We start from the raw sequence: 11520 nt of genomic DNA, 5'->3' as shown, positions 1-11520 counted from the left end.
TGATCTCAATTTACCACAGGTAAAGCGTATGAGCAACCAATCCAAGATTATTGCATTTCCAGTAAAGAATCATTCCGATTCCTCCGCATTATCGCAGCAAGATCGTGAAGTTTTACCTCCTCAATTAGTTAGCTTAAAAAAGGTTGACTCGGAATCTGGGGAACAGGAGAGGAAGCGAGACAAGTATTCTTACGGGACGGGAGCTAATTTTAATTCTGCTAAACCTCACTACAGCTTAGGGAAAGCTTTGGCTAAAAAGGGGGAGTGCGAGAAAGCTATTTATTCCTACCGTAAAGCCTTAGATATAGATTCTAATTCAGCAGAAATTTATCAGAGTTTAGGGGATACTCTTGTTAAAACTGGTGAGGTGGATGAAGCAGTAATAGTTTATCAGAAAGCTATCGCGCTTCAGCCTAATTTGTGGGAAGTCCACCACAAATTGGGGGATATTTGGCAAGGACAAGGAAGGTTAGATGAGGCGGTTGCTGCATATCGTCTGGCTATTGAGTTGAATCCTGATTTTTGTTGGTCGCACAACAATTTAGGGGATAGTCTGATTAAGCAGGAGAAATGGGAGGCGGCGACGGTGGCGTATGGAAAGGCGATCGAGCTAAATCCAGACTTCCATTGGTCTCACTATAATTTGGGCGAAGCTTTAGTGGAGTTGGAGAGGTGGGAGGAGGCGATCGGGGCTTATCGGTGTGCAATTCAGTTAAATTCGGAACTGCCTTGCGTATATGAAAAGTTGGCTGATGCTTTGCAACAACAAAGTCGATTGTATTCAAAGGAAGCTCTTAGCTTATACTACCAAACTATTGATCGGAATCCAGATGATGTCGAACTATATCACAAACTTTTAGAAATTAAGCCAGACGCTCCTCAATTATATTGCCAGCTAGCCAATGCTCTAGTCAGAAGGCATGAGTATCAAGAGGCAATTATTTTTTATCAAATGGCTCTTCACATTAAGCCAGATGAGATCGAGGCGTCCTTTCAGCTTGCCAAATTATTGCAGAAAAGAAATAACTTCGAGGGTACCTTTCAAGGAATCCCCTGTAGTTCCGATATCTACGAATTGTGGCTGCAGGAAAATTCACCTAAGCCTGAAGATTTCCGGCAGATGGACGAACAAGTTAAGGTGTTGAAGTATCGACCTCTGATTAGTATCGTCATGCCAGTTTATAACACTCCTAAAGAACTTTTGCAAGAGGCGATCGAGTCTGTTCTGGCTCAAGTTTATCCGAACTGGGAACTGTGTATTGCAGATGATGCTTCCACAAAACCCCACATCAAAGAACTTCTGGCGAACTATGCTGCTAAGGATGAAAGAATCAAAGTAGTATTTAGAAGTAAAAATGGGCATATTTCTGCTTCGTCAAATTCAGCTTTGGAAGTGGCAAGTGGAGAATTTATTGCCTTGTTAGATCATGATGATATCTTGGCACGGGAAGCTCTTTACGAAATGGCTGTTTTCCTGAATCAGCATCCAGAAGCCGACATGATTTATTCCGATGAAGATAAATTGAATGAACAAGGTAAACGCACCGCTCCATTTTTTAAACCAGATTGGTGTCCTGATTCCTTGCTTTCTCGAATGTACACTTGTCACTTAGGAGTTTATCGCCATTCTCTAATCAAGCAAGTAGGTGGTTTCCGAGTTGGATACGAAGGCAGTCAGGATTACGATTTAGTTCTGAGAGTTACAGAGAAAACGGACAAAATTTTCCACATCCCCAAAGTTCTCTATCACTGGAGAATCCACTCAGAGTCTACTGCTGGCAATCATCAAGCCAAATCCTACGCCGAACAAGCTGCTACCAAATCACTGACAGATGCACTAGAACGACGTGGAGAAAAAGCCAATAAAATTGTTGGTCATCCTGAATTTCCAGGGATTTATACAATCCGCTATCAAATTACAGAATACAAACTTGTTAGCATCATTATACCTACGAGAAATTTGGGTGATGTTCTGGATCGTTGTCTGAAGTCTATTTTTGAAAAAAGCACCTATCCCAATTACGAAGTAATCATCATCGACAATGGTAGTGATGAACCAGAAACAGCCGCAATAATCGCAGCTTGGAAATGTTTAGAACCCAATCGCTTTAAGTGTTATGACTATAACATACCTTTCAATTATTCGAGCATTAATAACTATGCCGTGACTAAAGCAAAAGGTGACTACTTTCTGTTTTTGAATAATGATACAGAAGTCATCACCCCAGACTGGATTGAGGCAATGGTCGAGCAGGCTCAAAGATCTACAATCGGTGCTGTTGGTGCTTTATTGCTATATCCTGATAATACTATTCAGCACGCTGGAGTAATTATCGGGCTTGGAGGTGTAGCGGGTCACAGCCACAAGTATTTTGCGGCTGGTCATCCAGGATATGTTCGGCAACTTATTTCAGTCAACAATTATTCAGCAGTGACAGCGGCGTGTTTGATGTGTCGGAGAGATGTATTTGAAAAGATTGCAGGATTTGACGAAGGACTTGCTGTGGCATTTAATGATATCGATCTTTGCCTGAGAATTATGAGTTCTGGCTACCACAATATTTATCTTCCTCATGTGGTTTTGTACCATCACGAATCCAAGAGTCGGGGTAGTGAAAATACACCGGAAAAACAGCGAAGATTTCAGCAAGAAATCGAAACGATGAAGCAAAGATGGAAAAGTGTAATTGACCACGATACTTGCTACAATCAAAACCTCACGAGAGACAGAGAAGATTATAGTTTAAAAGTTGTGCCATGTCTTGAAATCTTAGATGTGTCTCTCTTAGAACTAGATCCTGAATTGTTGTGGGGATCTGCGATCGACTTTCCCGAAGTTGGCACTCAGGTTACTGCCAATTCCATTACCATCGGCGGCTGGATATTAAGTAAGAAATCTCCGGCTGTGAAGGTAGAGTTTATCTGCCACGACCAAGTTGTTCAAGAGACTGATTTTAACTACTATCGCCCTGATGTAGCTGAAGTATTTTCACAAGTGCCTCACTCGAAAAATAGTGGTTTTATGACAGCAATAGAAGTAATAGGAATGCCGTCTGAGTCCCAAATAATTTTACAGGCTGTCCTTGAAGATGGAAGTCGCATTGTTTTTGGTTCAGTGCTGTTAAAGTATCAAATTAAGTCCGGTTGATTATATCAATTGACACGCATATTGGCTACAGATATTCGCTCCACCTTATCTCTAAAGAAGGGGGGCGAAATCACTATATTGCGAGAATATAATTTATTAGGGATGGGAATATAGATTCACTTTTACTCCAAATAAATCCCATTTTCCCCACTGATCTTGACTGTTAAGATTGTAAGGTGCTCCAAAAGCCACAATGGGATTTTCTCCATCTATTAGATGCCCAAGTCGATCGCTACTCATTCCCACATTGTGAGCGAAAGCAGGGAATTTGCGATCGGGGTAAAGAGTCCGAAAACCCGTCCAGTTAATTCCGTCTGTAGAGTAAGCAGTCGCTAAGGAAGGACGTGCTTGGTGACTGCGGAGTATTTGCACGAGGACAAATCTACCTGTTCTAGCATCGTATTTGATATCAACTGAAGCAGTTTTGGCCAGATTTGTCGGTACAGGTGTCCCATTCCAATTTACAGGGTCATTTGACTTCAAGAAATATATGCGCGGCCCTTCGTTAGGGTGAAGCGAGTCGTCAGTGTACCACATATATAACTGGCGATTTTTAATGACTACCGTCTGTTGGCCAGCTCCGTAATTGTGTCGGTTTCCGCTGCGTTTAATTTGCGGCAGAATAATCATTTTTACATCGGGCGGATTCTCTTCCCATGTGGCTCTTTGGGTATAGGTCAAGTAAGGGCCTGTGATATTGCGAGCGCGAGCTACGGAAATAGTAGTCTGAGTCCCGGTGCGATCGCCTAACTCTGAACCTGTTTGATGCTGGTTAGAATAGAAAAGATAGTAGTAATCTTCATAGTAAACTAAACTAGGGTCGCAAGCAGCTCGATTGGTCAATTTTCTAGTTTTGGAATCAATCCTAGGCTTAGCTTTCAAAACAACTTTCGGAGCAGACCAGTTAAGCCCATCTTGAGAAAAGACATAGCGTATAGCATCAATCCCTGCTCTTGGTTCAGGGCTGGAACAATAAAAGGTGTGATAAATCCCCTTGTGCTTGATAATTGAAGGAGCATAACCGTATGTATAGCCATTTTTAGTGGAATCCGCAATTTTGAAAAACCCAGATTTTTTAACAAAGTTCGCACTATTGCTAATCGTTATATTTTGGTTGGAAAGCCCAATAGGTTGATGATGGGAAGTCTGGGCATCTATGCCATTTATGGGAATCTCAGCAAGAACTATCGCTCCAGATACAAATGTAGCTGCCACAGCAATCTTTAAAAATGATTGAACTCGTTTCAAACTTATATCCTCTACTGAATGCTTAAAAACCTGAAAACATGGCTTCTTCAAGAATCCATGTTTATCGGTCTTTTCCCTTATTTATTCCCACTACTTAATTCTGATCCGGATGAGTAATTGCCTAGACTTTCATCTCGGTCTCGATTTTGTCGATCTGAACTTGCGCTCGCTCCACATCTACTGCGAACTCCAGAACTTGAGACTGCAACTGCTGTAATTCTTTTTTTGTTTCAGACAGAGCGGATTCATAACGAGGATTGAGGGGTTTCTGTAGAAATCGCACTACTCCCAGGGGCACACAACTTTCATCCTCAAAAATAGCTTGGAGAAGGAGTTCAGCTTCAGATGGCATTCCAATTAGTTTTACTGTCGCTGTAAAGCCACTATTTTCAGCATTAGGCACTTGAGGGAAAGCCTTACCTACGTCTGATCGTACCCCATTAACAGGAATCCTCTGGATTACTTTATCGTCGCATATTAACTCAATCTCAGAAATCCGAGACGGTTTGCCGATCACCCAGCCTCCAACGATCACATGACTTGAATCTACGTATGTATTGCGCTTTGGTAAATCAATGGAAACTCCCCATAACTTTTCTGAAAAATTTTCTTGAAAATTGATCGCATCAACAATTTTAATTGAAGCATCTTCGGGAATAGTTATTACAGGTTTTTTAGAGACTTCTTCGACAGGATTTTCTGGCAAATTGACCGAGAGATTGTCAGGGTGCCACCAAAAATTGCTAAATTCTTCCGTTGCTTTCAAAATCTGCTGGCAAACATCATCTGAGAAATGTTGTTCGTATTCAGTCAAATATTCTAATGAAACCCCACCTCCATAGACATTACCATATTTTTTATGGTATTTAAACGACAAATAGTAGCTGTGAAAATCTAAACCAATAAAATCAAAAATCCTTTGACATTCCGACAAGGTATTTGAACAAAGATTTTCATAGTTCACTAATAATAATCGCTCGCCCAATCCTTTTTCTAACGCTGTCTTCCAGCCAGAAGCGTAGGATAAGTATCTTTGACACTTAATTGACAACTGTTTTTCCAGCCATACTTCTTTTTTCAAACCCGATCTTTTAAACCAAGAGTATAATATTGCTCTCGGATCTCTCACCAGAACTATACAAGGAATATTGGGAACTTTACTGAGAACATTCGATAATACTTGCATATACTTTGGGGTTTTATCAAACACCCACGTATTTTTGTTTTTAATAAGAGGAGATTGCTCAATTATTCTCTGGTACACATCCGACCAAGTATTAGCAGCACAAATGTAATTGAGTTGGCTGTCTCCTATTGCCCAACCACTTTTCAGATTAGTATAGTAAGGTTCTATGTCGCGAAAATTACAGGCTTCGTCTGCTAGTAAAAATCCGCCTTCAAATCCGCTGTCAAGCTGAGTATGCTGCCTTAATATCTCTGAAAGTAAAGTTGTTCCACCTCTCTCAAATCCACACACAATAGCAGCCAATGGATGATTGTTCTGAAGAATGTTCATGATGATTTAATTAACCTCTATGAGTACGGCATAAATAAACGATCTGGTCAATTAGCGGTCATTTTAGGATAACCAAATATGCGGTCAATAACCTGCTTCCATTCGTATGTATTGCTGAGAGATTGAACATCCAGACTCTCACCTTTATTCACAGAAAATTCAGCAAAACTATTCAACCAACTTGAGATAGTTTTTGTTTTTGAGAAAGGCGTGCATTTCACTGAGGCGTGCAAGCACTGACTCATCCCAGCTAAATCGCCTTTTGTATATGCGTACCAGGCATCCCAAACTAACAGTTTGTATTGCACCTGGCTCGATTCGAGTGTTTGGCTGGCGATCGCTAGCTGAAATTGCGATCGATCGAGTTCCCACTGCATCAGATTTAGCCGAGACTGGTACTGATCGCGCTCTTTTTGAGCCTGTTGTAGTTGAGCTTGAGTTTGTGCCAATTCATCTTGTATCTGGTGCAATTGCGCCTGGGATGTTTGTAATAAAGTTACCGATCGGTGCACTTGAACCTGAGATGTTTGCAATAAGGCTAGAGCTTTGTATGCCTGAGCCTTATACTGCTGAAAGTAACACTGAGTTCTGTGTACTTGAAAATCGGCTTGTGCCAGTTCCTCCTGAGTTTTCTTCAACAGATTTTCTAAATTTTCTGATTTTTGGTGCACCTCTCTTAAATTTATTAATTGAGTGCACGGGTCTATTTTTGTTGCTGTATATGAACTGTTAGTCTGATTCCTACGCAAAAAATATTCGTAAACAAGTATATCTACTTGATTGTATTCCTGAATAAAATCAGCTATTATTTGGTTATCTAAAATATCTTTATTTATTCTGTAAGAAAGATTGCGGTTTTCTTGATGTAATTTTGGCTTGATATTTAGTTCATTTAGACGAATAAAATTATCTATAGCACCTTGGTAATCTTCTGTAAGCCCCACCAAGTCTAGAGTTTTAATTTTGCCTATTATTGTTTCTACATCACCTAGAAAAGGTGGCAAACCAAAATACCGAGACTGATTATTTTTAAATAAATTTTGAAATTTATTTAAGGCATTGATAAAAGAATCAGGATCGTATAAATTTAACGATCTTAACTCTAGGGATATTTCCTGTATGTGCTTGGGATGATTCGCAAAAAATTTAGGACTAATGTCATAGATATGAATCAGCCAATTAATATTAGAAATTAACTGGTTAACTGGAAATCTTAAAAACGTCATTAAAAAATAGTCTTTTTTTGGAAAACTTTTTTCAAAGACATCTAAAGTAATATGTCCTGATATATAATCAAGAGATTTAAGATAATCTAACCTTGTGAACACATTACCTCGCTCAAGATAATTTTCACAGTGTTCTTCTCCTCTAAAATTTTCTTTTAAAAAGGCATTAAACGAAGATCCTGCGGTTTTTCCTATATGAATAAAAAAAGTTTTGTTTTTCATTTTTTTGTGCATCTCCTCTATTTAGGGATCTTGATTGATTATGAATTACGCAAAAAGTGGTTTGACAAGCTACTTATAGCGGTAAGGTACGCACTGCGTACTCTAAATCTAGAGTAGGTGCGTAAGTGCTGTTAATATCTACGGGTTTAGTGTCCTGTATCCGGAGTAAATTTTAGGAAAATTTGTGAATTTGCAAATATAACAGTTGACAGTTACATCGTTTATGGTGGCTCAAAAGCGGATATATTCATCAGCTTATTTATGTCCGCGCCCGATGTGGCGGTTGCTCTATTGATAATTTGTTGCTTGCGCTCTGATGGAATTTAGATCGATCTCAAAATTTGAGTAGATAATTCATCAACTGTTGCCACTCTCGCGAATTGCTCAAAGAAAAGACATCTAGTTCGCTGCCGGATTCTGAAGTATATTTCATAAAACTTTTGAGCCAATCCGATACAGTTTTTGTGAGCGAATATGGCGTATAGCTGAGAGATTTCTCTAGGTAGGGAACCATTTCTGAAATATAACCAGTGTGATACAGTCGCCACGCACTCCAAACAAGAGTGTAATAACGGTAATGACTCTCTAGTTGGCGTATTGGTTCGGGTATTTGTGGAAGAGCCAAAAATTTATCCAATACAGTCCACGATTCCTGAGCTTGTAGAGGGGTTTTCCGCGATTCATTGCGAGCGTGTTCCCGATAGCATACGGTTATTTGATGCAACCAGGCACTTTGACAACCCATGAGCGTTAAACGCAGGGCGAGGTCGAGATCGCACACCTGTTGAAATCGAGTGTCTAAACCACCTGCTCGCTCCAACCATTCTCGACGAAACATCATCGCACTTAGAAGAATTGGTTTCCATCGCACCCAGTCTTCTAAATCTAAGTTCGGTGCTTTTTGCCAAGGTTTTACATCGCCTAAAGGTTCACCCCGCCAATCGACTCGACGCCAGCCGGTATGTACGATTCCCAGTTGCGGTTGAGCTTCAAAGCAAGCTACTTGTGCTGCTAACTTATCAGGCAGGAAAAAATCATCGTGATCGAGAAACGCAATTAACTCGCCCCTAGCTTCCTGAATGCCGCGATTGCGAGCTGCCGCTACTCCCTGGTTTTCCTGATAAAGATAGCGAATGCGCGAGCAGTAAGGCTGTAAAACACTGCGGGTGTCATCTGTCGAGCCATCATCTACCACAATTATTTCGCAGTCAGGATAAGTTTGATTCAGGATACTCTCTACTGCTTGCCCGATGTAACAGGCACTGTTGTAGGCGGGAACGATCGCGCTCACCTGTGGTTTCCCAGTGACAGTTGACATGAAATCGCTGTTTGTTGGCCTTAAGTATCGTCAGCTAATACAGCAACTTGGGCAGTTGTTCCGGAAGCAGCCAGACAAAGAATATATATTTTCAGATTAATAAGTGCGATCGCCTGCCTAATTTTTTCGTTAACTATGAAAATAGGGCTCGCCCCTCTCTTTCCTTCCCCAACAACTCCCAACCCACATCCTTGCCAAATTTAACCCGGATCGGACAGCCAACCCCGGAAAGAATAACTATCAAGAGCCGATCGCCAGTTCCCCAGTAACCAACACAAAACTTCACATACAGTTAACTGGCACAGAACACATTACATTTTAAGGAAGGAATTAGATATGCAACAAGATGGCATTACCGTGTGGTTCACCGGTTTAAGCGGATCGGGCAAAAGTACGATCGCTACTGAACTAGCTAAAATTTTACGGCGGCAGGGATACAAAGTAGAAGTTTTAGATGGCGATACCGTCCGCAAAAGTCTCACCAGAGATTTAGGTTTCAGCAGAGCCGATCGCGATGAAAATATCCGCCGCATTGGGTTCGTAGCCGATCTTTTGACTCGCAACGGTGTAATTGTTTTGGTTTCAGTCATCTCTCCCTACCGCGATGTCAGAGAGGAAGTCGGACACCAAATTGGTAACTTTATTGAAGTTTACGTGAAAGCTCCCCTCGAAGTTTGCGAACAGCGAGATGTCAAGGGACTTTACAAGAGAGCTCGTGCCGGTGAGATTCGAGGTTTTACTGGGATTGACGATCCTTACGAACCACCCTTGCACCCGCCAGTAGAATGCCTCACGGATCGGGAAACGGTAACAGAGAGTGTCGCTAAAGTGATGGATAAATTAGAAGTGTTTTGGGCGAGCACAGCTCTATCTTCTGCTCAACTTTAAACGTTCATCTGTTGATTTTTTTGCTCTTGGGTTGAAGTGAGATTATCTATCTGTTGGGGTGAGCGATCGCTTTCCCCAACAGCCGCAGGTTGGACAGCTATTTCACTCAAACAATTAGTCAGCCAACATCAATAAAACATTATGTCATCTCACAAACCTTTCATCCCCCCTCCAGAACCCCTAAATAAATCTAAAGACCACTACAAATTTCAAGGACAACCCTACAAGCAGCTTGAAATAGAGATTAATTTTGCCTCCTTAAAAACTATAGCTACTGCTATTTTGTTAGGGGTTCCTTATCTTGGGTTAATTCACGTGTTTTTATCGGGAGGCGCCAAAGTAATAGCTATTAGTCTAGTAGTAGTAGGTATCTTGATAGGGGGATCGATCGCGCTTTTATACTACTTAAACAGACAAGAGCCTGTCAAAGCGCCTTCCAATCAAAAGAAACGGCACTAATAGACACTCTATCGCCCTACTCAATCCCGGATCAGACTCCGCGCGGGTCAATTCATCCGAAATGCGATCGCCCCCCAACTCTGTACTTCAGATTTTGCCTATCCTCAAGCGATCGCCCTGTTGAAAAATTCGATCCGACTGTCCGGATTGCGCTCGAATTCTCAGGAAGCTTAATTGGTAGATGCACCCTGATTAATTAACTCCCGACCAATTTGGGCCGGGTTTTTTTTTTGCGCTCGCCCGCCCTCGCCAGAAATTCTCCTAAATTCTGCCAAAGTGTCCCGAAAGAGGTGCTGTGAGACAGGAGACTAAATTAGTAGATGCACCCTGATTAATTAACTCCCGACCAATTTTGGCCGGGTTTTTTTTGTCGATAGCCCCCCTGGCCAGAAATTATCGCAAATTCTCCCAAAGTGTCCTGAAAGAGGTGCTGTGAGGCCGGAGACTAAATTAGTAGATGCACCCTGATTAATTAACTCCCGACCAATTTTGGTTTGGGGTTTTTTTTTGCGGTATCGACGGTGATGCTAAAAAAGTTTGAGGTTGTCCGGATTGCGCTCGAATTCTCAGGAAGCTTAATTGGTAGATGCACCCTGATTAATTAACTCCCCGCCAATTTTGGTTTGGGGTTTTTTTTTGCGGTATCGACGGTGATGCTGAGTAAAGTTTGAGGTTGTCCGGATTGCGCTCGAATTCTCAGGAAACTTAATTGGTAGATGCACCCTGATTAATTAACTCCCCGCCACTTCTGGTTTGGGGGTTTTTTTTGCCGAGTACACCCCAAACCACGAATTTCCCTAAATTTTCCCAAACTATCCGGAACAGGTACACCTCGAACCGGAGACTAAATTAGTAGATGCACCCTGATTAATTAACTCCCGACCAATTTGGGCCGGTTTTTTTTTGGCGTATTACAGCCAAAATCGCTAATTCTCAAAAATTTTTCCAAACTGTCCGGAACAGGTGCACCTCGAACCGGAGACTAAATTAGTAGATGCACCCTGATTAATTAACTCCCGACCAATTTGGGCCGGGTTTTTTTTGGCGGTTGGAGGCTGATGCTGAAAAAGTTTGAGCTAAGTGTCCGGATTGCGCTCGAATTCTCAGGAAGCTTAGTTGGTAGATGCACCCTGATTAATTAACTCCCGACCACTTTTGGTTTGGGTTTTTTTTTGAGCGATCGCAGGCTAAGCCACAAATTCTCGCCAATCCTGCCACACTGTCCTGAAAGAGGTGCTGTGAGGCGGGATATTAAATTAGTAGATGCACCCTGATTAATTAACTCCCGACCAATTTTGGTTTGGGGTTTTTTTTTGAGCGATCGCAAGCCGATCCACAAATTATAGGAAATTCAGCCAAAGTGTCCTGAAAGAGGTGATATGAGGCGGGAGATTAAATTAGTAGATGCACCCCATTGGTGACAAGTTAAAAAGGAGTAGATTTTGTAAATACCCCTTTGTGCATAAATATAATGGGATAATAATGATAATCAAAC

The 11520-nt window shown here is 41.5% G+C and carries 6 protein-coding genes and 1 pseudogene; 3 read left to right on the top strand and 4 right to left on the bottom strand.

The features are described 5' to 3' along the window. Positions 1-28 precede the first annotated feature (28 nt). Positions 29-3148 carry a glycosyltransferase gene (locus tag QUB33_RS20910; protein WP_333353634.1) on the top strand — a complete coding sequence of 1040 codons (3120 nt, stop codon included), beginning with the start codon at positions 29-31 and terminating at the stop codon, positions 3146-3148. Positions 3149-3244: 96 nt separating this feature from the next. On the opposite strand, the gene QUB33_RS20905 is transcribed toward QUB33_RS20910, so the two are convergent. The 4 genes from QUB33_RS20905 to QUB33_RS20890 form a co-directional block, all read right to left on the bottom strand. After that, on the bottom strand, positions 3245-4363 hold the full coding sequence (locus QUB33_RS20905) for a hypothetical protein (RefSeq protein WP_333353631.1): 1119 nt from the start codon (positions 4361-4363) through the stop codon (positions 3245-3247). A 154-nt stretch (positions 4364-4517) separates the two neighbouring features. Continuing rightward, entirely contained in the window at positions 4518-5912 is a 1395-nt protein-coding gene (locus tag QUB33_RS20900) for a sulfotransferase (RefSeq protein WP_333353628.1), read from the bottom strand. Between the two features lie 47 nt (positions 5913-5959). Then, positions 5960-7360 (bottom strand): hypothetical protein, encoded by a 1401-nt coding sequence (locus tag QUB33_RS20895; protein ID WP_333353625.1) that lies wholly within the window; start codon positions 7358-7360, stop codon positions 5960-5962. 334 nt (positions 7361-7694) lie between these two features. Beyond that, positions 7695-8678, bottom strand: a complete 984-nt coding sequence (locus QUB33_RS20890; RefSeq protein ID WP_333353622.1) for a glycosyltransferase family A protein — start codon at positions 8676-8678, stop codon at positions 7695-7697. A 291-nt stretch (positions 8679-8969) separates the two neighbouring features. Here QUB33_RS20890 and cysC point away from each other — a divergent pair. Together cysC and QUB33_RS20880 are read left to right on the top strand one after the other, a co-directional pair. Then, positions 8970-9566 (top strand): annotated as a pseudogene (gene cysC, locus QUB33_RS20885) (adenylyl-sulfate kinase); the annotation flags it as partial. 141 nt (positions 9567-9707) lie between these two features. Beyond that, entirely contained in the window at positions 9708-10025 is a 318-nt protein-coding gene (locus QUB33_RS20880; protein ID WP_333353619.1) for a hypothetical protein, read from the top strand. Positions 10026-11520 lie beyond the last annotated feature (1495 nt).

The sequence above is a fragment of the Microcoleus sp. B3-A4 genome (genome assembly GCF_036705385.1).
Taxonomy (GTDB): Bacteria; Cyanobacteriota; Cyanobacteriia; order Cyanobacteriales; family Microcoleaceae; genus Microcoleus.
Note: the sequence above shows the minus strand (reverse complement) of the source record. Positions and strands in the feature narration are given on the sequence as shown.

Coding starts and splice junctions, on each gene's coding strand:
- QUB33_RS20910 (WP_333353634.1), top strand. CDS start 29: ATGAGCAACCAATCCAAGATTATTGCATTTCCAGTAAAGAATCATTCC.
- QUB33_RS20900 (WP_333353628.1), bottom strand. CDS start 5,912: ATGAACATTCTTCAGAACAATCATCCATTGGCTGCTATTGTGTGTGGA.
- QUB33_RS20895 (WP_333353625.1), bottom strand. CDS start 7,360: ATGAAAAACAAAACTTTTTTTATTCATATAGGAAAAACCGCAGGATCT.
- QUB33_RS20890 (WP_333353622.1), bottom strand. CDS start 8,678: ATGTCAACTGTCACTGGGAAACCACAGGTGAGCGCGATCGTTCCCGCC.
- QUB33_RS20880 (WP_333353619.1), top strand. CDS start 9,708: ATGTCATCTCACAAACCTTTCATCCCCCCTCCAGAACCCCTAAATAAA.